Source organism: Alistipes dispar, assembly GCF_006542685.1.
GTDB lineage: Bacteria > Bacteroidota > Bacteroidia > Bacteroidales > Rikenellaceae > Alistipes > Alistipes dispar.
On sequence record NZ_AP019736.1, the window covers coordinates 866,699 to 890,406 of the forward strand.

Consider the following 23,708-nt stretch of genomic DNA (forward strand, 5'->3'; position numbering starts at 1 on the left):
TTCAACCGGCTGCAAAAGTAGTACAAAAACGGCGGAAAGCGCAACGCTTTCCGCCGTTTTTTCCCGGACCGCCACCGGAATACCCCGTCTCCTCAGGGACTCCCGCCCCGCAGGATCGGCACACCGGCCGCAGCCGGACGTCAGAGCCGCGGGCCCGATTCGCGGGGCTGCCCCACCTCGAAACCCAGCGCACGCATCCACTCCACGGTGGCCGCATCGACCTGGTCGTTCCGGTCGGCCCAGCGTCCGGCTTCGGTCAGCTCCCGTTTGCGCACCTCGAGCGCCTGCCGCAGCGGGAAATCCGGCCGCCGCAGCCGCGAACGCGCGGCACGCTCCGAGGGGCGCACCCGCCGGCCGAAGACCTCGCGCTGCGTCGGACGCCGGGCGCCCTCCCACTTGAATCCCTTCAGATAAAGTTCCCGGTCGGGCGCCAGCTTGGGCAGCGGCGTGATATGCCAGACGGGCTCCTGACGGTAGGTGATCTGCACCACCTGCTTGCCCTCGATATAGAACGAGCAGTCGCCGCTCTCGATGAAACCGACGTCGGTGATCTCGGGCGGCTCGCCGTCCTGCATGTAGTAGATCGTCTGCACGTTGCCGTTCACGTCGTTGCGGTAAATCTCGTTGTCGCGGAACCATGCGGTCATCTCCTTGCCCGCCACCTGGTTGTAGTGCAGCGTATCGAGCTGCGACGACATGATCGGGCTTCCCACGCACTCGGCGCGCGCGAGCTGCTGCCGCTCGGTATAGACGTCGATGACGTCGGACGTGATCTGATTGCCCTGATTCCACAGCACGGGGTTGATATAGAGGTGAATCGTCGAATCGGTGCTGATGGCCGTCATCGAGTCGCAGACCGCCTGGAAATCGGAACGGTAGATCCGCACGTCGCGGTAGCCCTTCAGCAGCCGGTAGATCGAATCCCGCAGCGGCTCCTGCCCGAGCGAATCGGCCGCCGCGAGCGAGTCGGCCCCGACGGCCAGCGAGTCGCGGGCGAGCGAATCGGCGGCCAGATGCAGCGAATCCTGCTCGACGGCATTGCGCCCCAGCAGCGAATCCAGCTCGCGCAGCTCAGTGGAATCGACCTCGATGCGTTTCCCCTTCCGCGCCGCACGGGCCTGCCGCGCCTTCAGTTTCGATTCGGCCTTGAGCCGCCGGGCCGCGAGGCGCTTCTCCTCGCGCTCCTTCTGCGCCAGCAGTTTGGCCGTCGCCTTCTCCTGCCGCGCCGCGGCGATCTCCTCGAGCTTCTTCTTCCGCGCTTCGGCCTTGGCCGCCTTCTCCCGGGCTTTGGCCTGCCGCGCCTGTTCCTTCAGATAGGCTTTCCGGGCATCCCCCGTCAGCGTGTCGAGCGGATTGACGGCCGGCGTCCGCAACGAATCCGGCGCGCTCCGCAGCGAGTCGGGCAGCGTCTCCGCCGCCAGCGAATCGGGCCGTCCGGCAACAGCCGCCGCAGATTCCGCGGCACGGCGCAACGAATCGCCGCCGATCCCCGCGGGATGCGCTCCGTCCGTCTGCCCGGCTTCGGGGTGCGGCGCGGCCGACACCGAATCGGCCGGCGGAATCTCCCCCGCCGCGCGGGCCAGCGAATCGGCGGCGCGCCGTTCGGCAGCACGCCGTTCGGCCGCCTCGTTGATCGTGAAAAGAAACATCGAATCGGAACGCATGAAGAGCGAGTCGCCCTGCGAAAGGTCGTAGCTCACCACCGCCGGATCGCGTGTCAGCAGCGCATTGCCCGGCTCCTTCCAGTATTCGCCGTAATCGCCGAAGGCCAGCACCTTGTGCTCCGTATCGTCGATCTGCACGTCCCGCCGCAAGATCACGTGGTTGCGCGGACGGTAGAAGTCGATGCTGTCGCTCCACATCTCCTGCTTTTCGGTCAGCACGTAGCCGTTGCGGGTGACCAAATAGAGCGTGTCGAGCTTCTCGTAGGCCCCGCGGTCGGCATAGAGGTAGTCGCCGTCGCGGTTCCAGATATTCGTGCGTTCGTAGAAAAAGGCGTTGTCGGTGGCCATGTTATAGACCACCGAGTCGCCCCTGAGTTCGTACTCGTCGTTGCGCATCTCCACCCGCTCCACGGCCACCAGCTCCTTCGCATCGGCATAGTAGTAGCCGCGGACCGCCTCGAGCAGATTCTCGCGGTTCGTGAGCACGCCGCCCCGGTCAAACCGCCCCACGTTGGTCTTCGTATTGAACCGGAAATCGTAGGTGTAGAGCGTGGCGTCGCCGTCGATGACCTTCACGATGTCGGAATAGACCCGCGCCTCGTTCAGGTCGCCGTCGTATTCGGCCCGGTCGCCGTAGATATAGGTCGTATTCTTGTTGATGAGCACGTTGCCGAAGAACTCGATGCGCATGTCCGAATAGCGCACCGCCGAGTCGCACGTGATGACGGCCCCGTTGTGCTGCGCGGCGAAATTCCCCACCAGGAAGACCACCGAATCGCCCGGGGCCACGGGCCCCATGAGGTCCGACTTGAGGTCGATGAGTTTCTTCCCGCCCTCCTCCGGGGCAGGCTGCCGCATACCGCTGCGCGCGGCGAACACCCCCGCGACGGCCAATGCCGCAACCGCTATGGAGACGATCCTGCGCACCGGACTACTTCACCCAGTGTTTGTTCTCGAACTCCCCGTCGCGGAACTCGGGGTCGATATAGACGTACATGCCGTCGATCTTCTTCGAAAGCCACTCCCTGAAGGCCCGCTCCTGCTTGTCATGCAGGGCCATCTCCTCCAGCCGCAGGTAGTCCTCGTTGAGCGAGGCCGTATGCGCGGGAATCACCTCCACGAGCTTGACGATCTTGCCCATCTGGTTGCTCAGCATGTCCTCCGTGAGGAAAGCCCCCGACACCTCGCCGGGCTCGAGCTGGATGAGCGCATTGTAGTCGGGCAGCCGGTTGAAATGGCCGAAATCCTCCTTGAGGAACTTCGTGACCGTCATCTTCGCGTCGGGCATGTAACGCTCCAGCACCTCGTGGTTCGACACCAGACCGCCGTTCATCTTCGACGAGGCATCGTCCGAATAGAGCAGCGCCGCCTTCTCGAAAGTGATCGAATCCTTGTGAATCAGGTCGGCGATGCTGTCCAGTTGCGTCAGCGTCTCGCTCAGCTCGTCGCTCGTGAAGACCGGATGCAGCAGGATATGGCGGAAATGGTAGAGCTGTCCGCGCTTGTCCAGCAACTGAATGATGTGGAATCCGAACTGCGACTCGACGACCTCGGAAATCTGGCCGGGCTTCAGCCCCTCCAGCGCCCGGCCGAACGCCTCGTCGAGACCCGACAGCGGCGTGGGGTCCATCTCGCCGCCACGAATGGCCGTACCGTCCTGCGAATACATGCGCGCGAGGCTCTCGAAACGGGCTTTGCCCGTGATGACGCGCTCGCGCATGTCCAGCAGCCGCTCGCGCGTGCGCTGCTTGGCCTCCTTCATCGACTTGGGGAACTTGGTGATCTGCGCATAGACGTACTGATCGGCGATCAGCGGCAGACTGTCCTTCGGGATCGACTTGTAGAAGCGCTCGACCTCGCCCGGGATCACCGACACCTTGTTGATCACCTCCTCCTGCATCCGACTGGCATAGGCCTGCTCCTCGTAGCGCTGGCGGAGTATCTCGCGGAGCGTGAAGATCGGCATGTGGTGCTTGGCCTCCAGTTTCGAGATCGAGCCCTCCAGATCGACCATCTGCTGCACCTGGTTCTCGACGCTCGTCAGAATGCCGCCCTGGTCGATCTCCACCGAGTCGATCTGCGCCTGGTTGTAAAGCAGTTTCTGCGTCATCAGCCCTTCGAGCGCCTCGTTCATCGGGTCGCGGTCGGAGGTGTAGCCCTCCTGCCGGCGCTGCTCGACGAGCTGCCGCGCGTACTCGTCCACCTCGGAGTAGAGGATCGACGACCCGCCCACCACGGCCACCACCTTGTCGAGCATCACCTGCCGCCGCTGGGCCGATGCGCCTGCGGCCGAAATGAGGATCAATGCCGCCAATATACCTTTTTTAAACATGCTCGTTTGCGTTTAGTTTCTATTTGGTCTCTTCGTTGTCCGTCTCCTCCAGACCATAGACGCTCACCTCGCCGTTCTCCGAGGCGCGGTCGAAAAGCTCCTCCTCGTGACGGCGGATCACCTCGCCCTGCCGCCGGTTGAACAGAATGCGGCGGATGGTCGGCCGCAGGCGTTCGAGCGGAATGGGTTCGCCCTCGCGGCGCACCTCGTCGATCTGGAAATAGTATTGCGAATGGCTGTCGCGCATCTCCTGCACGGCAGTCGTCGCCAGCATCGCGTCGTAATTCTGCGAGCGGAGCGTCGGCAGGTAGCTCAGGAATTCCGGGAAGTCGATCCACTGCTCGCGGAAATCATTGACCGCAAAATCGTTCTTCGCGCAGAGGTCGCTGAAATCCTGCTGCTGCGCCGCCGATCCGGAGGCCATGAGCGACTTGAGCTTCGCGGCCTGCCGGTAGTGCAGCCCCAACCGCACGATACGCCCCTTGACGATCGGCCGGTCAAGCCTGAAATCGGCCTTGTGGGCGTTGTAGTACGCCGCGATCTCGTCGTCGGTGAAGACCGTATCGACCGAACGGTCAACGTAATGCTGGTCCAGCTTGCGGATCAGCAACGCCTGCCGGTACTCCTCCACCATGCGGTCGATATCCCCGGCCGACTCAGAGAAGAGGATTTCGGCCTCCTGCAACTTCAACTGCTTGCGCACCCAGCGGTCCACGTACATCTTCACATAGGCGGCGCTGTCCCCGCCCGTCAGCCCCTGCGGAATGACTCTCCGCACGTCACGCATGCGAAGCTCCCGCCCTCCGGCGCGGGCGACGGTCTCGTCGCCCGAGAAATAGCGGGGCATCTCCCGGCAACCCGCCAGCAGCAACGCACCCGCCGCGACCGTTATTTTCGCTCGCAAATTCATATTCCGAAGGGCAAAGATAGGGTTTTTACCCGTAATTAACGCATCGGTGCGGGGGATTATTACGCCCCGGCCCGATTTTTCTCCGCCTCCTTCATGCGGCGCAGCGCGCGCCACATCATGTAGCCCGAGACGACGAGCACGGCCAGCGCGACGACATAGACCGCCACGTAGAGCGTCCGCCCCGGAATCAGGTCGATCAGCAGCGTGTTCGCATGGCCCGTGACGAGCATCAGGTAAGCCACGGCGTTGTTCAGCGCATGGAGGATCATCGCGGCCCACAGCGAATCGGTGGCGATGTAAACGTAACCGAGCACCAGCCCTACGACGAAGGCATTGACCACCTGTACGGGCTGTCCGTGGAGGATGCCGAAAAAGAGCGACGACACGAGCCACGCGATCGTCACGCCGTAACGCGAACGCAGCGAACCGAGCACCACGCCGCGGCAGATGAGCTCCTCGAAGACCGGCGCGAAGAGCACCAGCGAAAGAATCGTCCAGAAACCGCGTCCCACGTTGATCTGCAGCTCGGGCAGCAGGGCCAGCAGCGGTTCGAGCACCACGCCCACGGCGCACATCATCACGAAGGCCCACAACAGCAGCGCCGGATTGAGCCCCCGTGTCGAGAAACGGGCCCAGCGCCCGCGCCCGCCGCGCACGCGACGGTAATAGAGGAGTCCTCCGAGCGCCACGGCCATCGAAACGAAGTAGAGCGCGGCGACCAGCCGGCCCAAAGCCGCAGGCTCCATCGTGTTGTAGTTCGCCCCGTGTCCGGCGAAGAGCGAGAACAGCAGACCGAAAAGTCCCACGAGCGCCTGCGCGCCCAGCGCGATGCCCAGCATGGCGAACAGGTCGCCCGTCGTGGGAAACCGCCGCCGGACGGCGCTCTCCGGCCCCGCTCCGCCCGGTGCGGCGCTTCCGCCGGCGGCTGAAGCAGTCCCTTCCGTCCGCTCCGGTGCGGCATTCCCGTCCTTCCCGGAGGCGGTCTGTTTTCCCCCTCCGGAAGCGGCCGCCCCCGGCTCCGGAAAGACATGCGGCTCCCCTGCGGCGGCAGCGCCACCCTGTCCGGAGACGGGCTCCGGACCGTTTTCCCCGCGCGGCCCGCGGGCCGCGGCGGTCTCCTGCGACGGGTCTCCGGCATGCGGAGCGGCCGGCTCGGTTCGATTCTCTTCCATAAGCGATTCCGGTTACTTCTCTTTGCGACTTCAAAGATAGTGCAAGAGCGGCGCAATGCCAAATTTATTTGCGTTCCGCCGTCCTTATTTTCCGCCCCGCGTAAAGCGGTGCAGGTCTGCCGGAAGCCTCCGCCGCGGCCGGCCGCACGGAAGCGGGAAACGGGTAATTTTGCATGACGATTGCGGATTTCCGCAGAATTTCACTAAATTTGTCCGCTTATTATACGGTATCGAATCATTATGGCAAAGGTTATCGCATTAGCCAATCAGAAAGGCGGCGTGGGCAAAACCACGACGGCCATCAACTTAGCGGCGTCGCTGGCCCTGCTGGGCAAAAAGGTGCTGCTGCTCGACGCCGATCCGCAGGCCAACGCCACCTCCGGACTGGGCTTCGACATCAACCTGGAGGGCATCTACGAGTGCATCGCCGGGCAGAAGCGCGCCGAAGAGGTGATCCTCCAGAGCCCCGACGTCAAGAACCTCTGGCTGCTCCCCTCGTCGATCGACCTGGTGGCCGCCGACACCGAACTGCCGAAGATGGAGAACGCCCACCACGTGATGAAACGCATCGTGGACTCGGTGCGCGAACGGTTCGACTACGTTTTCATCGACTGCTCCCCCTCGCTGGGCTACACGACGGTCAATATCCTCACGGCCGCCGACACGGTGCTGATCCCCGTGCAATGCGAATACCTCGCGCTCGAAGGGCTTTCGAAGCTGCTCAACACGATCCGCAAGGTCAAGTCGGGGCTGAACCCCGCGCTCGACATCGAAGGCTTCCTGCTCACGATGTACATGCGCAACCGCCTGAACAATCAGGTCGTCACCGAAGTCCGCGAACACTTCGGCGAACTGGCCTACGACACAATAATCCAGCGCAATATCCGTTTGGGTGAAGCGCCCTCGCACGGAAAGCCCGTCATGCTGTACGACGCGGGCGCCGTGGGTTCGGAGAACTACCTGAACCTGGCCCGGGAGTTCCTCAAGCGCAACCGCAAAAGCCGCAGCAAATAAAAAAAACACGACGATATGAAACAGAAGGGATTAGGCCGCGGACTCGACGCCATCTTCGGCAGCGATCCGATCGACGCCCGGCTCAAGCCGATGAGCCAGATGGCCGAAATCGCAATCGGCGACATCATACCCAACCCCACCCAGCCGCGCACGCAGTTCGACGAGGAGGCCCTCGACGAGCTGGCCGACTCGATCCGCCAGTTGGGCGTCATCCAGCCCGTGACGGTCAAGAAGGCCGCCGACGGCAAATACGTCATCATCAGCGGCGAACGCCGCTGGCGGGCCGCGCAGCGCGCCGATCTCGAAACCCTCCCGGCCTACATCCGCGAGGTGGACGACGAGAACCTGCACGCCATGGCGCTCGTGGAAAACATCCAGCGGCAGGACCTCAACGCCATCGAAATCGCGCTGGGGATGCAGCGCCTGATCGACGAGTGCCACCTCACGCAGGACGCACTCTCGGAGAAGGTGGGCAAGAAACGCTCGTCGGTGTCGAACTACCTGCGGCTCCTGAAGCTGCCCGACGAGGTGCAGCTCGCCCTGAAGGAGGGGCTGATCTCGATGGGGCACGCCAAGGCCATCGCGGGCGCACCCGCGGAGGAGCAGTTGCGCGTGCTGAAGCGGTGCGTCAAGAAGGGGCTTTCGGTCCGTCAGGCCGAGGAGCTGGTGCGCTCGCTCGCCGAAGCGCCCGCCAAGGGGGCGACGGCCGCCGAGGACGAGGAGTACCCCGAGAGCTATTCGCGGCTGGTCGAGCTGCTGGAGCCCTGCTTCTCGCAGGAGATCGCGATCAAGCGCTCGAAAAACGGCGGCGGACGCATCGTGATCGGCTTCAACGACGACAAGGACATCGAACGTTTCATCGAACGTTTCACGAAACGCTCCTGAGCCGGCACGATGGCAAGCCTCCGGACCAGACTCCTGCTTCTCGCGGCGGCCCTCCTGCTGGGGCTGCCCGCCGCAGCGCAGCTCCATCGCGGCGCCCGGACGCTCGTGCGGAGCGGTCTGATGCCGAAACCGGACTCGCTGCGCGCCGAACGCGACTCGCTGCGGCTGGCCGGACTGCTGCTCGAAATGGACTCCGTCGCCGCTCCCGACTACGCCGCGGACTCGGCGGCGGTCGCCGCCCTGCGCACCGACGACCGCCGCACGCTCGACTCCCTCGCCGCGGCCCGCTATGCCGCGGCCTTGCAGGGACTCGACACCACCGCCAAACGCCCCCGGCTCAAGAAGGGCTGGTTCATGAGCGACTCCATGTCGCTCTCGAAGGTGTGCTGGCTCTCGACCGTGCTGCCCGGCTACGGACAGGTTTACAACCGGCAATACTGGAAACTGCCGGTGCTCTACGGCACGGTGGGCGCCGGACTGGCCCTCTTCCTCCACGAAAACAAGACCTACAAGCCCCTCAAACGGGCCTACGAATCCTACACGAACACGAGTCTCGCACGCACGCCCGAACTGGATGCCCTGCAAACCAAGATGATCCGCAGCAACACCCGGCGGCAGATCTACCTGGGCATCACCATCGCCTCGTACGTCTATTTCATCGGCGACGCGGCGGTGAACTACTCGACCAACGAGGTCTCCTCGGTCAAGAAGGCCACCACGCTGGCCTGCATCTTCCCCGGCGCGGGACAGATCTACAACAAGAGCTACTGGAAAGTGCCGTTCGTCGTGGGCGGATTCGCCTCGATGATCTACTGCATCGACTGGAACAACCGCGGCTACCAACGCTTCAAGAAAGCCTACAACCAGATCAGCGACTACGAGCAACACCCGGAAAAGTACCCCGACGGCCCGGTGGACGAGTTCGGGGGCCGCTACTCGGCCTCGTACATCCTCAACCTGCGCAACAACTTCCGGCGCAACCGCGACCTCTGCATCATCATCTCGGGTGCGCTCTACGTCCTGCAGATCATCGACGCGCACGTGGACGCGCACCTGAAGGACTACGACATTTCGGACGACCTCTCGATGAATCTCGAACCGCTGGTGGACTACACCTACGTCCCCACGCTGGGCGGCAACCGCCCCGTGTTCGGGTTCAACATGAGTCTCAAATTTTAGACGATGAAAAAACTCCTCACCCTCGCGCTGCTCCTCGCCGTGGCCGCCTCGGCTGCGGCCGCGGACCGCAATCCCCGCAAGAAAAAACGCAACCGCAGAAAGGCGAAGACCGAGCAGGTAGCGGCTCCCGCCCCCGCGCCGGACACTGCGAAGCCCGCGGAAGAGGAGAAACCCGCCGAGGCGGTTCCCGTCGCCGAAGAGGAGCCGCTCAACGACCTCACGCTGGGCCTCTCGGCCGAGCAGGCCGACTCGCTGGTGGCCGTCTGGCGCGAGCGGCAGCAGGCGGATTCCTTCACGGAGTTCTTCGACCGCTTCGTGCTCGAAGACTCCACGGCCGTGGCCGACGCCCCGGCGACCGACGCGGCGACCGATTCGCTCTACGCCGGACGGCTGCGGGCCCTCGTCTCGCCGATCCCGATGCCGTACAACTACATCGTCAAAGGGTACATAAACCGCTACGTCAATCCCCGCTACGGGACGATCGGGCGCATCCTGGGCTCGTCGCAGTACTACTTCCCGATGATCGAGGACGAGCTGCTCAAGGAGAACCTCCCGATCGAGCTGCGCGCGCTGCCGATCATCGAGTCGGCGCTATCCCCCACGGCCGTGTCGCCCGTCGGAGCCGTCGGTCTGTGGCAGTTCATGCCCTCGACGGGCAAGAGTTACGGACTGGAGGTCAATTCGCTCGTGGACGAACGCCGCGACCCGGTCCGCGCCACGCAGGCCGCCTGCCGCTACCTGAAAGACCTCTACGCCATCTACAACGACTGGACGCTGGCCATCGCCGCCTACAACTGCGGCCCGGGCAACGTCAATAAGGCCATGGCCCGCTCGGGAGGCAAGACCTTCTGGGAGATCTACGACTACCTCCCGCGCGAGACGCGCGGCTACGTCCCGGCCTTCATCGGCGCCACCTATGCCTACGCCTACCACCGCCAGCACGACATCGAACCCCAGCCGGCTCCGATCCCCCTGTCGGTCGATACGATCCGCATCGACCGCCTGCTGCACCTGCAACAGATCGCCTCGACGATCGACCTGCCGCTGGAGACCCTACGGCTGCTCAATCCGCAATACAAGCTGGACATCGTCCCCGCGACGACCAAAAGCTACACGCTGGTACTGCCGCAGCGCAGCGTCTCGCAGTACATCGCCCACGAAAAGGAGATCATGGCCAAGGACTCCATGTACCTCAAGGAGTACATCAACCCGGCCAACATCGAAAAGAAACGCCAGCAGCGCAGCGGCACGGTCTATGTCGTGAAGAGCGGCGACACGCTCGGCGCCATCGCACGCCGCTACCGCGTGACGGTTTCGCAACTGATGCGCTGGAACCGCCTCAAGAGCGCCCACAAACTCCGCATCGGACAGCGGCTCCGCATCGAGGGCCGTTAAACGACATCCGCGCATGACCGCCGACCACGATACCATCGTCGCCCCGGCGACCGCCCCGGGCGGCGCCATCGCCGTCGTCCGCGTCAGCGGCGCACGGGCGCTGGCACTCTGCGACACCCTCTTCCGGGGCCGGACGCCGCTCGCCGAAGCGGCCGGATATACGGTGCACTACGGCCGTATCGCGGACGGAGATCGCACGGTGGACGACGTGCTGGCCGCCGTCTTCCGCGCCCCGCACTCCTATACGGGCGAAGATGCGGTCGAGATCTCCTGCCACGGCTCCTCCTACATCGTCTCCGAAATCCTGCGGCTGCTCATCGCCGCCGGGGCCCGCATGGCATCGCCGGGCGAGTTCACCGTCCGCGCCTACCTGGCCGGCAAGCTGGACCTCGCGCAGGCGGAAGCCGTCGGGGACCTCGTCGCCGCCTCGTCGCAGGCCGCCCACGCGCTGGCCTCGAACCAGATGCGCGGCGGCTATTCGGCGGCTCTCGCGGCGCTGCGCGACCGGCTGCTGCACCTGACCGCCCTGCTGGAGCTGGAGCTCGACTTCGCCGAGGAAGAGGTGGAGTTCGCCGACCGCCGGGAACTGCGCCAAACGATGCGGGACATCGCCCGGGAGATCGACCGCCTGCGGGAATCGTTCGCCTTGGGCAACGCCATCAAGGAGGGTGTCCCGGTGGCCATAGCCGGCGCGCCGAACGTCGGCAAATCGACGCTCCTGAACCGCCTGCTCGGCGAGGAGCGCGCCATGGTGTCGGAGATCGCCGGCACGACGCGCGACGTCATCGAGGAGTGCGCCAACATCGGCGGGGTCCTCTTCCGGTTCCTCGACACGGCCGGCATCCGCACGACCGACGACCATCTGGAGCGAATGGGCATCGAGCGCACGATGGCAAGCATCCGCCGGGCCCGGATCGTCATCCGCCTGACCGACGCGACCGCCCCGGAACCGCCGGAGCAATTCGCGCTGCGGCCGGATCAGACGCTGCTCCGGGCCGTCAACAAACTCGACCTACGCCCCGACGCACCGCTGCCCGAAGGCGCGGTCGGCCTCTCGGCCCGAAACGGCGAAGGCATCGACCGCCTCTGCCGGGCGCTGCGCGGAGCGGTGGACACTTCGGCGCTCTATCACGGCGACGCCGTCGTATCGAACAGCCGCCACTACGCGGCGCTCACCCAAGCCCGCGAAGCCCTCTACCGCGCCATCGAAGGGCTCGACGAGGGCCTGCCGACCGACCTGCTGAGCGAAGAGATCCGTCAGGTGATCCGCCACCTCGGCTCGATTACCGGAGGCGACATTTCCGCCCCCGAAGTGCTCTCGCACATCTTTTCGAATTTTTGCATCGGCAAATGACCGCCGCAAGCGATCCCGGCCGAAACTTCGCCTTATAATCCACAACAACGGGCTGGTACAGAATCATATAAAAGGCATAAAAATTTCGAGTGAAGAAAAAGTAGCCGGATATAACGGCGGAATTCGGAGAATTATCGCTATTTTTGATGTCTCCGATATACGAATCAATATGGGCAAGACGATTACCACCTATCTGATAGACGGAAATCCGCAAGGAACACAATCCGTTTTCATAAGCAATAAAATATGCAAAATGCTGGTCATTCCACGGGCTGCCCTCTCGATAATCAACGAAAGGGAGGAGTTGCACAGCCCCGCATTTTACATACTCTTGGGCGAAGACGACGGAATCACCTCCAAAGCGTATCTGGGAGAAACGGAGAATTTCCGGGAGCGCATCAAGAACCACGAATACAACAAGGCTTTCTGGCAAAAAACGCTGGTTTTCATCTCCAAGGACGGCGCCATGACAAAAGCCGATGTCCAGTATCTGGAATATCTGGCCGTAAAAACCGCAAACAAGGCCAAACGCTTTGACCTGTGCGACAACAAACAAATCCCGAAAGAGCCGAATCTGCCGGAGCATCAGAAAGATTCCATGAATGAATTTTTCGACGATATCCGATTACTGACATCATTCATCGGTTGTCCCATATTCGACGTGATCGATCCCAGGGACCGCCATATATTTTTCAGTAAAAGCAAAGGGGCAAACATCAGGGGATTTTACGACGAAAACGGGTTTACCGTACTGAAAGGCAGCACATTGGCAAAAGGAAGCGCACCGTTATTCAAAATGAAAGAAAAACGGGACGATTTCATCAAGAAGTATACGGCCCCGCAGGACGGAAACATCGTTTTGGAAACAGACTACACTTTCAACAGCCCGAGTATGGCAGCAAGCATCTGTCTGGGCAGACATACGAACGGCTGGAACGAATGGAAAGACAAAAGCGGACAGACGCTCGACGAGGTATACCGGAAAAAGCTGGAATAGCCTCCGTCCTACCGGCTCGCTCCGCTTCCCGTCCGCATTCCGCAAGATACATCCTATCGAAACGAATCCGCCTTTCCGACGATCATGGAAACCGTCACGCAATTCTTCATCGACTGGGGCTACTGGGGCCTCTTCGTCTCGGCGCTGGTGGCCGGAAGCATCCTGCCGTTCAGCTCCGAAGCGGTGATGGTCATTCTGGTCGGCATGGGGCTCGATCCGGCGTGGTGTCTCGTCGCCGCATCGGCGGGCAATACGCTGGGAGGCATGACCTGCTACTGGATCGGGACGCTCGGACGCACCGAGTGGATCACCCGGCTGGGCGTCTCGACCCGCCAGTTGGCCCGGGCCCGGAAGTTTCTCGCCGGACGCGGCGCCCTGATGGGATTCTTCGCCTTTCTGCCGACCATCGGCGAGGCGCTGGCCATCGTGCTGGGGCTGATGCGCAGCAACGCGTGGCTCACCGGCGTCTCGATGCTCGCCGGAAAGGCCCTGCGCTACGCCGTCATTCTGGCCTCTTTCGAAGGGGTCGCCACCCTCTTTTAATCCCGGACACCATGCAACTGACAATTGAACGGACAAACGCCCCTTCGCACGAACTGCTCCTGCTGGCCGACGAATCGGAAGCCTCCGTGGCCGACTACATCGGCCGCGGGGCCTGCTATGCCGCCCGCTGCGGCGATACGCTCGCCGGGCAGTACGTACTGCTCCACACCCGCCCCTTCACGGCCGAGGTGGTGAATATCGCCGTCGTTCCCCGGTTCCAGCGGCAGGGCGTCGGCACGGCCCTTCTCGCCCATGCCGTCCGAACGGCCCGGGAGGCGGGCTTCCGCCGTCTCGAAATCGGTACGGGAGATTCGGGTACGGGGCAGATCGCCCTCTATCTGCGCTGCGGGTTCGTACGCTGCGGCATCGACGAGGACTACTTCCGCAAATACTATCCCGCCCCGATCTTCGAAAACGGCGTCGAATGCCGCCACATGATACGGATGAGCATGGAGCTGTAACCCCTCGCCGCAACCGGCATCCGCCCCGGCCCGGACGCCGATCCCGCCGGGCGGTAAAATCCCGACAAGAACCCGAACACCGCACACCCGCACAAATCCGAAAACCATGTCCGTCTCGTGGAATCCCTGGCACGGCTGCCGCAAGATCAGCGAAGGATGCCGCCATTGCTACGTCTATCGGCAGGATGCGCTGCACGAACGGGACAGCCGCGAGGTGGTGCGGACCGCCGCCTTCGGGCTTCCCGTGCGCCGCAGCCGCGCCGGGCGGTTCAGAATCCCGCCCGGCGAACGGGTCTATACCTGTTTCACGTCGGACTTCCTCGTCGAGGAGGCGGACGGCTGGCGCGCCGAAGCCTGGGAGATGATGCGGCTACGCCGCGATCTGGAGTTTTTCTTCATCACCAAGCGGATCGGACGGCTTCGGGAACAACTGCCGCCCGACTGGGGCGACGGCTACGAGAACGTCACGGTCGGCTGCACGGTGGAGAACCAGACGGCTGCCGACCTGCGGCTGCCGCTTTTCCTCGAAACGCCCCTGCGCCACCGGGTGATCGTCTGTGCGCCGCTGCTCGAACGGATCGACCTCACGCCCTGGCTCGGGCCCGCGGTCGGGGAGGTCTCCGCAGGCGGCGAGTCGGGCAACGACGCACGGCCATGCGACTTCGCATGGGTCCTCGCGCTCCGCGGGCAGTGCGCGGCCGCCGGAGTTCCCTTCACCTTCCACCAGACCGGCGCCCGGTTCGTCAAGGAGGGGCGCCTCTACCGCATTCGCCGGGAACACCAGCACGCCCAGGCCCGCAAGGCGGGTATCGACTACCGCCCGGAACGATAGCCCCGAAGCGGTGTCCGGAACCGGAATGCGGCCGCAACGGGAACCGCACGGAGAGAACCGCCCGAAAGAAGCCGCCTCCGGACAGCGCACGGCAACAGAAAAATCCGGCCCTCCGCCCGAAAAAGCGGAAGAGCCGGAAGCTTAACGGCTATGGCAACCGTTATCAGTCGTTCGACGAAGCCAGCGGTGCGGCCTGCGAATAGGTGCGGGCGGCCAGCTCCTTGTCGAGCATGTACATCCCGAACTTGTTGCCCTCGACAGCCTCGCAGGCGGTAATCATCCCGCGTGCGGACTCCTCCTCCTCGACCTGCTCGTCGATGAACCATACGAGCATGTTCGACGAAGCGTAGTCCTTGTCCTCGGCGGCGATGGCCGCGAGGTCGTTGATCAGGGCCGTCACCTTCTTTTCGTGCTCGAGCGTATCCCGGAACATCTCCAGCGGCGAAGCCCACGACGTGCGGACCTCGGCGATGGGCCGAAGCGTCACCTCGGCATCGCGCGAAAGAATGTAGTTCATGAAGATCCGGGCGTGATCCTGCTCCTCCTGGAACTGAATGTAGAACCAGTTGGCGACGCCCTTGAGTCCTTTGGCCTCGGCGTCCATCGACATCGAAAGATAGAGGTACGCCGACCACAGCTCGGCATTGATCTGCGCATTGAGCGCCTCGTGCAGTTTTTTACTCAACATAGCTATTACGGATTTTAAGTCTTGCACTTTCCTTTCTTAGGACAAAGGTACACAAGTTTTCGGAAAATCGTATCGGAAAATCCGGCTATTTTATCGCACGAAACCGCACCGGAGCCTCCGCGGCCGACCGGTCCACCGACCGAGTCCCGCACATCCGGCCGGCGCGCGCATCCGGTTCGCCGGGCTGCACCGCACCCCGGAATCCGCAGCGGAAATACGGGCCCTGCCGTCCCGAATGACCGGAACGCGGCTTTCCGGCGCCGCCGGGTATGCATCCGCACGCCGCTCCGACACGCCATGCCGGAATCCCGGGCCGCGCAGAGGCGTCAGTCGTCGAAATCGACGAGCCGGAAATCGAGGTCGAACTTCAGCTCGAAGCCGTTGTCCAGCTCGATCTCGTAGTCGCGGCGGTCGCGCTCGAGGCACGCGATGCGGCGCCCCGGGAAATGCTTCTCCACATAGGCGCGGATCGGCTGCGGCACGATGCCGGACGGAACCTCGCCGTATTTGCAGTCGATCTCCTTCCATGCGCCCCGGCGGTCGAACTCGACCTTCGAGCCGGTGACGAATACCACCTTGTACTCCTTGTCGAAAAGTTCCGTGTCCACCTTGGCGAAGGAAATCTCCACCCCGGGGAAATGTTCGGAAAGAAATCGCTGCGAGGCTGCCGGGAGTTCGGCCTCCGTCAGGGGGCGGCTGTTCTCGCAGGCCGTCGTCAGACCGGCGGCCAGCAATGCGATCAGCGGCAGGATCGGGAATTTTCTCATACGTTTTTTTTCGGTTTAAGGCTGAATGTTTTTTCTCGGTACAAAAGTAGGGGCCGAAACTGAAAGGAATCTGAAAAGGCGGCGGCTATTCCGGCGGCAGACGGCATCCTTCCGGGAAAAGGATCGAAAAACAGTGCCTTCCCGCCGCATAGGCATACTCCGCCCGCAGGCCGTAGAGGCGGCAGACGGCATCCACGATCGCCAGTCCCAGTCCGGTCGAACCCTCCTTTTTCGTCCCCTGGTAGAACCGGTCGAAGATATGCCCGGCATCGAGCGGCCCCGCCGCTCCGCCGTTCGAAATCCGCAGTGCGTCCGGCGCGATCTCCACGGTCACCTCTCCCGGCACGTCGCCGTGCACGAAGGCGTTCTTGAGCAGATTGCCCACGACGCTCTCGGCCAGCGAGGGATTCATCCGCACGACGAGCCGCCCCCGGTCGCTCACCGTGCACCGCATCCCGCGGTACGCATAGATCTCCTCCAGCTCCCCGGCCGTCCGCCTCACCAGCGCATTCACGTCCACGGGACCGGTTTCGGGGAACTGCCCGTTCTCGATCTTCGAGAGCAGCAGCAGCGACCGGTTCAGCCGCACGAGGTGGCCCAGCGTCCGCTGCACCTTGGCTATCTCGGCCAGCTGCTCCCCGGTGAGCGTCCGGGCGTCGTCCACGAGCATCTCCAGCCGGTTGCGGCACACCGCCAGCGGGGTCTGCATCTCGTGCGAAGCGTTGCCGATGAACTGCTTCTGCCGCTCGAACAGCGACTCGGCCCGGGCGGCATAGCGCCGTGCGGCATCGTTCAGACGGCGGAACTCCGCCACGGCCGTATCGTCGGCCAGCGGCGGGTTGGGCTTTCCCACCGTATAGTCGTCGAGCCACCGCAGCAGGGCGTAGAGCGGCCGCATGGTGCGGTGAAGCACCCAGGCCGTCACCACGAGCAGCAGGAGCAGCAGGACGAGGTAGAGCGACACGACCCACCGCAGCAGGGCCCGCGTGAGTTCGTTCTTCTCGATCGCGGGCGCCATCACCGTCAGTTCGTGCCATCCGCCCCCGCCGTCGCGGAAAAGCATCCGGAGCACGCGCGCCGGCTCCCGGGCATCGCGCTCGGGAATATAAATCCGTTCGTCGGTGTAAACCTCCTGCGGCCGCACGGCGGCGTACTCGTCCGGAATAGAGCGCAGCAGGCAGCCGTCGTTGCCGCTCCCGGAGTCGGGAAGCGCCCGTCCCGAAAGGAACTGCTTGATGGCCGTCTCGGCCCGGGCCTCGAGCGCGTCGTCCGTCTCGCGGTCGATCCGGTCGGTCAGGGCGAAGTAGAAGAGCACGGCCCATGCCGCCAGCAGCAGCGACAGCACCCATGCCAGGTGGAGCACGATGCGATAGACCAGCTTCATGGCCGGACGAGCTTGTAGCCGAAGCCGTAAACGGCCCGTATCTCGATGTCGGCACCCGCCTTTTCCAGCTTGCGCCGCAGGTTCTTCATCTGCGCATAGACGAAATCGAAGTTGTCCGCCTGGTCGATATGGTCGCCCCAGACCCCTTCGGCCAGCGCGGCCTTGTCGATCGTATGGTTCGGCCGGCTCATGAAATAGTGCAGGATGTCGTACTCCTTGCGCAGCAGCTCCACCTCGCGGCCCGCGACCTCCACGCGGCGGCTGTCGGGCCACAGGCGGACATTGCCCGCATCGAGGCTCTGCCGGCCGTCGTGCCGGTGCCGCCGCAGCACGCTGCGTATGCGGGCGCTCAGTTCGGCCAGATGGAACGGCTTGGGCAGGTAGTCGTCGGCTCCCAGCTCCAGCCCGCCGATCTTGTCGTCGAGCGAGTCGCGTGCCGAGATGATGATGACCCCCGCACGCAGCCCGCGGCGCTTGAGCTCCTCGAGCAGTTTCAGCCCGCTGCCGTCCGGCAACATGATGTCCAGCAGGATGCAGTCGTAGTCGTAGGCCGCGATCTTGTCGAGCCCCGAGGTGTAATCGGCCGCCTCCTCGACCACGTACTGCTCCCGGCGCAATGTCTGCGCCATGATCTCCCGAAGGGAGGGTTCGTCCTCGACGATCAGAATCTTCATAACTCCATTCAATTATCGTTTCCCGCACGACGCCGGGTCTCCGGCGCCGGACCGGGGCGAAGTTACGCCCCGAATCCGAAAGGAAACCGAAATCGCCCGGCCCGTCAGGCCAGAACGCACACCATCACATACTCCTCCGGATGCTCCCGGACGACCCGGAACCCCAGCCTCCGGTACAGCCGCACGGCGGGATTCGCCTTCTGCACCGAGAGCGAGACGGCCGGATAGCCCTCGTCGGCCAGCGACCGCAGCATCGCCCGCAGCAGCCGCGTCCCGACACCCCTTCCCCGGCAGGCCGGATCGAGTGCCACCGCAAGCTCCGGAACCCCCTCCGCGACACGGCCGAACCCCGCGCCGCAGCGGACCCAGACGGCCCCGACGACACGCCCCGCCGCCTCGGCGACGAGCGCCCGGTCGTCCCGCCGCGAGCCGAACCCGGCGACATAGTCCCGCAGCGGCGGCGACAGGAGCACCGTCCGCGGAGGCGGAGCCGCGCCCTCCGGAATAAAGATCGCCTCGTACAGGAAGCCGGACAGCAGCGGGAACTCCGCCCGCGTCATCGGCCTTATCGTCGCATCCATCTCTCAAAGATACGAATTTCCGGCCGGAAACGAAAAAGCGATACGCCCTTTGAGACGTATCGCTTTCCGCCCGGACCTCCGAAGTCCGGTCATACCGTTCGAGGCTATGCCTTCTCGCCGTCGTAGGCCCACTTCACGTAGATGGCGCCCCAGGTATATCCGCCGCCGAAGGCCGACAGGATGAGGTTGTCGCCCCGGCGGAGTTCCTTTTCGTAGTCGTAGAGGCACGAAGGAATCGTCGCGGCCGTGGTGTTGCCGTTCCGGTCGATGTTGATCATGCACTTGTCCGAGGTGATGCCCATGCGGCGCGCCGTGGCGTCGATGATGCGCAGGTTGGCCTGATGCGGCACGAGGTAGCGGATGTCGTCCGACGACAGGTGGTGGCGCTCCATCATCTCGACCGACACGTCGGCCATCTTCGACACGGCGGCCTTGAAGACGGCATGGCCGTCCCACATGATCGTGTGCCAGTTGTTCTGCACCGTCTCGATCGACGCCGGGTAGCGCGAACCTCCCGCCTTCATGTAGAGTTGCAGCTCGCCCGAGCCGTCAGAACGCAGGATCGAGTCGATCACGCCGTAACCCTCCGTATCGGGTTCCAGCAGCACGGCAGCCGCACCGTCGCCGAAAATCGGGCAGGTCGAACGGTCCGTATAATCGACGATCGAGGACATTTTGTCCGCGCCGACGACGATCACCTTCTTGCTCGTACCGGCCTCGATGAACTTGGCGCCCGTCGTGAGGGCGAAGAGGAAGCCGCTGCAAGCCGCCGACACGTCGTAGGCGAAGGCGTTCTTGCAGCCGGCCTGGTCGGCGATCAGGTTGCCCGTCGAAGGGAAGAACATGTCGGGCGTCACCGTGGCGCAGATCACCACGTCGATATCCATCGGGTCCACGCCCGTCTTATCCAGCAGGTTGATGACCGCGCGGGCTCCCATGTAGGAGGTTCCCACGCCTTCGCCCTTGAGGATATGACGCGTCTTGACGCCGATATGCGACATGATCCACTCGTCGCTCGTATCGACCATCCGGCTCAATTCGTCGTTCGTCAGGATGTAATCGGGAAGGTACTCCCCCACACCCGTAATCGCTGCTGTTATCTTGCTCATTAACTTCTTGTTTACCTTGGTTAGTCACTAATTTTGAAACGCGCGCTGCAACTTGGCCGTCAAGCCGGCCTTCACCACCTGCTCGGTCGAGAGGATCATGCTGCGGATCGCCGCGGGCGACGAGCAGCCGTGGCCGATGATGACGGGCGCATTGACGCCCAGCACGGGCGTGCCGCCCACGTTTTCATAGTTCATGGCGTCCCAGAAGGCATTGCCGCCTCCCAGCGCCTTGTTGATCCGGTAGAGACCCTCGGCCATCTTCAGCACCGTGTTGCCCACGAAGCCGTCGCAAACGATCACGTCGGCGACCTTGCCCGAGAAGATGTGCGAACCCTCGACGTTGCCGACGAAGTTGATGCGCGGCTCGGCCTTCAGCAATTCGTAAGTCGCTTTCGACAGGGCGTTGCCCTTGGTCTCCTCCTCGCCGATATTGAGCACCGCGACGCGGGGCGATCCGATCCCCAGCACCGCTTCGGCATAGATCGACCCGATCACGCCGTACTGCGCCAGCACCTCGGGCTTGCAGTCCACGTTCAGCCCGACGTCGAGCAACAGCGCGGGGCGTCCCGCGACGGTGGGCACGATCGACGAAATCGTGGGGCGGATAACCCCCTCGATCGGCTTGACGGCGTACATGGAGCCGACCATCATGGCGCCCGTGGAGCCGGCGCTCGCAAAACCGTCGATGCCGCCTTTGGCCAGGTAGCCGAAGCCCACCGTGATACTCGAATCGGCCTTGGCCTGGAAGGCTTTGGCCGGATGGTCGCCCATCTCGATAACCTCCGAGGTGGCCACGATGCCGAACCGTTCGGCCGGACACCCTTCGGCCTCCAGCACCTCGCGTATCCTCCGTTCGTCACCGAACAGCACGATACGGCTGTCCGGCCCGATCGCGTCGAGCGCCATGACGGCTCCCTTGACAGCCGCTTCGGGAGCGAAATCGCCCCCCATGGCATCCACACCTATTCTTAACATACTCGAATGCGATTTGGTTTAATTCCGGTTCCGCACGACCGGATTCCGGAACGGATGGCTCCATCCCGTCCCGCGCCTACGGAACCTCCCGTAAAAAGTAAAAAAGAGGCATTCCCGGGGGATGCACTCTTCGGAGCGCCGAGCTTATTCGGCGGCCTTCTTCTCGATGGCGAGCTTGCCGCGGTAGAAACCGCACTCGGGGCATACGCGGTGGTACAGCACGGCTGCACCGCAGTTCGAACAGGTCACCACCGTCGGAACGACAGCCTTGTAATGAGTTCTGCGCTTGTCGCGTCGCGTCGACGAGACTTTGTGTTTAGGATGTGCCATTTTACAGTGTAATTATAAGTTTAACGTATTTCGTTTCAGTCTTTCGCGTCATCCCCGGAGGAGCGGCCGCCCGGCTCCATGCGTTCGCGCAGCTCCGCCAGCTTGGCCCATTCGCCGCCCCGGCGCTCCTCGCCTCCGGCCCCGGCCTCGATCGAGGCGAACTCCTCGTCCGAGACGATGCGGAACCGTCCGAGCATGTCGGGATCGCACTCCCCCTCGGGATGCACCCGCTGGTAGGGCAGCGACAGGACGATGCTCTCGTAGATATACTGCGCGAGGTCCACTTCGTCCTCTCCGGGCACGAGCCACAGCACTTCGCCGTCGTATTCGTGCTCTTCCTCGGAGAAGCGGACCATGAGCCGCCCCTCGAAATCGACCGGAATGCGGCAGTCCTCCAGACAGCGATCGCACGCGACGACCACATGACCCGTGATCCGGACATCGAACACGAGCAGCGTCTCCGCACGTTCCAGCCCTACCGACACCTCGCAGGCGCAGTCCCGGACCTCGGTGTTCCCGAAAGCATCGAAGAGCGGCTTCCCGACTTCGAACCGGAAATCGTGATGCCCGTTCTTCAGCCCTTTGAAGGCTATGGAATATCCCTGAGCCACCTCCATTTGTGCACATTTAGTGCGCAAAGTTACTAAAAAATAGGACAAGTGCAAAGAAAACGGCGAGTTTTAGCACCCGCGGTCCATCCCGCAGGGCTCGAATTTGGCATTGCACGCAAGTTGTATTATATTTGCCGAATATGGCAGCACACAAGGGATTCACCATCGAAGTCACGAGCCGCTACGAGGAGTGGTGGCGCTACAACGTCGCGCTCATGTGCGGCTGTTTCGACGCCGAAGAGCGCCGCACGGGATTCGCCTCGGCCGCCTCGGAGGTCGCCGGCGTGGGTTCGAACCTCCCGGAGCGGCCCGCGGAAATTCCCGCGTTCCGCACGGCAAGGCTCACGACCGGACCGTGCGACCATCTGGTGCTCTATATCTACATCGTACCCCACACGCTGCCCGCGGGCAACGACATCGACGCGACGCGTCCCTTCGAGATCGACCTGAAGATCGCCTGCGACGGCCGCCGCATCCGTTCCGAGAAACGGCGGATCAACCAGTGGTCGGGGGCGTCGATCGAACTGCGCGTGGATTCGCACGAATAGTCCGCCGCTGCCGGATCCCGCCACCCCTTCCGGTCCCGTGGCGGACGGTTCCGGAAGAAACCCGGCCCTTTTTGCCGCCATCCCCGCCCCCGGAGAAATCCGCTCCCGAAATCCGCTATCCGGCAGGTCCGGACAAAAAAGAAGGACTCCTCGCGGAGTCCTTCCCGTTCATAACCGGAGTGTCCGATTACTTGTTGTAAGCCTTCATCACCGAGATGAGGTCGAGCACCTTGTTCGAGTAACCCCACTCGTTGTCGTACCAAGCAACGACCTTTACGAAGGTATCGGTCAGTGCGATACCGGCAGCCTTGTCGAAGATCGACGTGCGGGCGTCGCCCAGGAAGTCCGACGAAACGACAGCCTCCTCGGTGTAACCCAGCACACCCTTCAGCTCGCCTTCCGAAGCCTCCTTCATGGCAGCGCAGATCTCGTCGTACTTGGCCGGCTTGGCCAGGTTCACCGTCAGGTCCACAACCGATACGTCGAGGGTCGGAACGCGCATCGACATACCCGTCAGCTTGCCGTTCAGGGCGGGGATCACCTTACCTACGGCCTTGGCAGCGCCGGTCGAGGAGGGGATGATGTTGCCCGAAGCGGCACGGCCGCCGCGCCAGTCCTTCATCGAGGGACCGTCCACGGTCTTCTGCGTGGCGGTGGTCGAGTGAACCGTGGTCATCAGACCGTCGGTGATGCCGAACTTGTCGTTGAGCACCTTGGCGATGGGAGCCAGGCAGTTCGTGGTGCACGAAGCGTTCGAAACGATCTTCTGGCCTGCATAGGTATCGGTGTTCACGCCGCATACGAACATCGGCGTAGCGTCCTTCGAGGGAGCCGACATGACGACATACTTGGCGCCGGCTGCGATGTGAGCCTGAGCCTTCTCCTCGGTGAGGAACAGACCCGTGGACTCCACGACGTACTCGGCCTCCACCTCGTTCCACTTCAGGTTCGCGGGATCCTTCTCGGCGGTCACGCGGATGGCGTGGCCGTTCACGATCAGCTGGCTCTTCTCGACGTTGTAGTCGATCGTGCCCTTGAACTGGCCGTGCATCGTGTCGTACTTGAGCATATAAGCCAGGTAGTCCACCGGGCAGAGGTCGTTGATGCCTACGATCTCGTACTTGTCAGTCTGCGTGCAGGCGGCACGGAAAACCATACGGCCGATACGACCGAATCCGTTGATACCAATCTTGATAGTTGCCATAACGTTTTGAATTATTTGTTAGTAAAAAACTCGCTCTGTTTTTTCCAGCGCAAAAGTACGCACTTTCTATAATTTACGCAAATAAAAATTTAACTATTT

24 protein-coding genes are annotated in these 23,708 nt (G+C 63.2%); 10 read left to right on the plus strand and 14 right to left on the minus strand.

What is annotated here, in order from left to right; translation table 11 throughout:
- Window positions 1-140: 140 nt before the first annotated feature.
- From FME97_RS03880 to FME97_RS03895, 4 genes are read right to left on the minus strand one after another with little or no spacing between them, the layout of a single operon-like run.
- Window positions 141-2,591 (minus strand): OstA-like protein, encoded by a 2,451-nt coding sequence (locus FME97_RS03880; RefSeq protein WP_141427964.1) that lies wholly within the window; start codon window positions 2,589-2,591, stop codon window positions 141-143.
- A 4-nt stretch (window positions 2,592-2,595) separates the two neighbouring features.
- Window positions 2,596-3,996 carry a peptidylprolyl isomerase gene (locus tag FME97_RS03885; RefSeq protein WP_141427965.1) on the minus strand — a complete coding sequence of 467 codons (1,401 nt, stop codon included), beginning with the start codon at window positions 3,994-3,996 and terminating at the stop codon, window positions 2,596-2,598.
- Between the two features lie 19 nt (window positions 3,997-4,015).
- The gene (locus FME97_RS03890; protein ID WP_141427966.1) at window positions 4,016-4,906 is read right to left on the minus strand and encodes a hypothetical protein; all 891 of its coding nucleotides are present in this window, start codon (window positions 4,904-4,906) and stop codon (window positions 4,016-4,018) included.
- Window positions 4,907-4,965: 59 nt separating this feature from the next.
- Window positions 4,966-6,078, minus strand: a complete 1,113-nt coding sequence (locus tag FME97_RS03895) for a CPBP family intramembrane glutamic endopeptidase (protein ID WP_232522929.1) — start codon at window positions 6,076-6,078, stop codon at window positions 4,966-4,968.
- A gap of 240 nt (window positions 6,079-6,318) precedes the next feature.
- On the opposite strand from FME97_RS03895, the gene FME97_RS03900 reads away from it, so the two are divergent.
- The 9 genes from FME97_RS03900 to FME97_RS03940 all read left to right on the plus strand — a co-directional run bounded on the left by FME97_RS03900 (window position 6,319) and on the right by FME97_RS03940 (window position 14,738).
- The gene (locus FME97_RS03900) at window positions 6,319-7,092 is read left to right on the plus strand and encodes a ParA family protein (RefSeq protein WP_141427967.1); all 774 of its coding nucleotides are present in this window, start codon (window positions 6,319-6,321) and stop codon (window positions 7,090-7,092) included.
- 15 nt (window positions 7,093-7,107) lie between these two features.
- The gene (locus tag FME97_RS03905) at window positions 7,108-7,977 is read left to right on the plus strand and encodes a ParB/RepB/Spo0J family partition protein (protein WP_141427968.1); all 870 of its coding nucleotides are present in this window, start codon (window positions 7,108-7,110) and stop codon (window positions 7,975-7,977) included.
- A gap of 9 nt (window positions 7,978-7,986) precedes the next feature.
- Entirely contained in the window at window positions 7,987-9,156 is a 1,170-nt protein-coding gene (locus FME97_RS03910) for a DUF5683 domain-containing protein (RefSeq protein WP_141427969.1), read from the plus strand.
- A gap of 3 nt (window positions 9,157-9,159) precedes the next feature.
- Window positions 9,160-10,551: a lytic transglycosylase domain-containing protein gene (locus FME97_RS03915; RefSeq protein ID WP_141427970.1), complete on the plus strand. Its 1,392-nt coding sequence runs from the start codon at window positions 9,160-9,162 to the stop codon at window positions 10,549-10,551.
- 13 nt (window positions 10,552-10,564) lie between these two features.
- Window positions 10,565-11,905: a tRNA uridine-5-carboxymethylaminomethyl(34) synthesis GTPase MnmE gene (gene mnmE / locus FME97_RS03920; protein ID WP_141427971.1), complete on the plus strand. Its 1,341-nt coding sequence runs from the start codon at window positions 10,565-10,567 to the stop codon at window positions 11,903-11,905.
- Between the two features lie 169 nt (window positions 11,906-12,074).
- On the plus strand, window positions 12,075-12,902 hold the full coding sequence (locus FME97_RS03925; protein WP_141427972.1) for a GIY-YIG nuclease family protein: 828 nt from the start codon (window positions 12,075-12,077) through the stop codon (window positions 12,900-12,902).
- A gap of 84 nt (window positions 12,903-12,986) precedes the next feature.
- The gene (locus tag FME97_RS03930; protein WP_141427973.1) at window positions 12,987-13,445 is read left to right on the plus strand and encodes a YqaA family protein; all 459 of its coding nucleotides are present in this window, start codon (window positions 12,987-12,989) and stop codon (window positions 13,443-13,445) included.
- A gap of 11 nt (window positions 13,446-13,456) precedes the next feature.
- Complete coding sequence (locus FME97_RS03935) at window positions 13,457-13,906, plus strand: GNAT family N-acetyltransferase (RefSeq protein WP_179954824.1); 450 nt, start codon at window positions 13,457-13,459, stop codon at window positions 13,904-13,906.
- A 106-nt stretch (window positions 13,907-14,012) separates the two neighbouring features.
- The gene (locus FME97_RS03940) at window positions 14,013-14,738 is read left to right on the plus strand and encodes a DUF5131 family protein (protein ID WP_141427974.1); all 726 of its coding nucleotides are present in this window, start codon (window positions 14,013-14,015) and stop codon (window positions 14,736-14,738) included.
- A 163-nt stretch (window positions 14,739-14,901) separates the two neighbouring features.
- Here FME97_RS03940 and FME97_RS03945 read toward each other — a convergent pair whose 3' ends face one another.
- The 9 genes from FME97_RS03945 to FME97_RS03985 all read right to left on the minus strand — a co-directional run bounded on the left by FME97_RS03945 (window position 14,902) and on the right by FME97_RS03985 (window position 21,863).
- Complete coding sequence (locus FME97_RS03945) at window positions 14,902-15,426, minus strand: ferritin (RefSeq protein WP_141427975.1); 525 nt, start codon at window positions 15,424-15,426, stop codon at window positions 14,902-14,904.
- Between the two features lie 326 nt (window positions 15,427-15,752).
- The gene (locus FME97_RS03950) at window positions 15,753-16,193 is read right to left on the minus strand and encodes a PepSY-like domain-containing protein (protein WP_141427976.1); all 441 of its coding nucleotides are present in this window, start codon (window positions 16,191-16,193) and stop codon (window positions 15,753-15,755) included.
- An 85-nt stretch (window positions 16,194-16,278) separates the two neighbouring features.
- Window positions 16,279-17,577 (minus strand): sensor histidine kinase, encoded by a 1,299-nt coding sequence (locus FME97_RS03955; protein WP_141427977.1) that lies wholly within the window; start codon window positions 17,575-17,577, stop codon window positions 16,279-16,281.
- Window positions 17,574-18,251: a response regulator transcription factor gene (locus FME97_RS03960; protein WP_141427978.1), complete on the minus strand. Its 678-nt coding sequence runs from the start codon at window positions 18,249-18,251 to the stop codon at window positions 17,574-17,576. Before FME97_RS03960 ends, FME97_RS03955 begins: the two co-directional genes overlap by 4 nt.
- A 104-nt stretch (window positions 18,252-18,355) precedes the next feature.
- Window positions 18,356-18,832 carry a GNAT family N-acetyltransferase gene (locus tag FME97_RS03965; RefSeq protein WP_141427979.1) on the minus strand — a complete coding sequence of 159 codons (477 nt, stop codon included), beginning with the start codon at window positions 18,830-18,832 and terminating at the stop codon, window positions 18,356-18,358.
- A 104-nt stretch (window positions 18,833-18,936) separates the two neighbouring features.
- Window positions 18,937-19,941: a beta-ketoacyl-ACP synthase III gene (locus tag FME97_RS03970; RefSeq protein WP_141427980.1), complete on the minus strand. Its 1,005-nt coding sequence runs from the start codon at window positions 19,939-19,941 to the stop codon at window positions 18,937-18,939.
- A gap of 27 nt (window positions 19,942-19,968) precedes the next feature.
- Complete coding sequence (gene plsX / locus FME97_RS03975) at window positions 19,969-20,916, minus strand: phosphate acyltransferase PlsX (RefSeq protein WP_141427981.1); 948 nt, start codon at window positions 20,914-20,916, stop codon at window positions 19,969-19,971.
- A gap of 144 nt (window positions 20,917-21,060) precedes the next feature.
- A complete protein-coding gene (rpmF, locus tag FME97_RS03980) occupies window positions 21,061-21,246 on the minus strand; it encodes a 50S ribosomal protein L32 (protein WP_141427982.1) in 186 nt (61 codons plus the stop codon).
- A 35-nt stretch (window positions 21,247-21,281) separates the two neighbouring features.
- Window positions 21,282-21,863 (minus strand): YceD family protein, encoded by a 582-nt coding sequence (locus tag FME97_RS03985; protein ID WP_141427983.1) that lies wholly within the window; start codon window positions 21,861-21,863, stop codon window positions 21,282-21,284.
- 134 nt (window positions 21,864-21,997) lie between these two features.
- Here FME97_RS03985 and FME97_RS03990 point away from each other — a divergent pair, with 134 nt between their 5' ends.
- Window positions 21,998-22,405 (plus strand): hypothetical protein, encoded by a 408-nt coding sequence (locus FME97_RS03990; protein WP_141427984.1) that lies wholly within the window; start codon window positions 21,998-22,000, stop codon window positions 22,403-22,405.
- Between the two features lie 187 nt (window positions 22,406-22,592).
- On the opposite strand, the gene gap is transcribed toward FME97_RS03990, so the two are convergent.
- Window positions 22,593-23,609 (minus strand): type I glyceraldehyde-3-phosphate dehydrogenase, encoded by a 1,017-nt coding sequence (gene gap, locus FME97_RS03995; RefSeq protein ID WP_141427985.1) that lies wholly within the window; start codon window positions 23,607-23,609, stop codon window positions 22,593-22,595.
- Window positions 23,610-23,708: the final 99 nt, after the last annotated feature.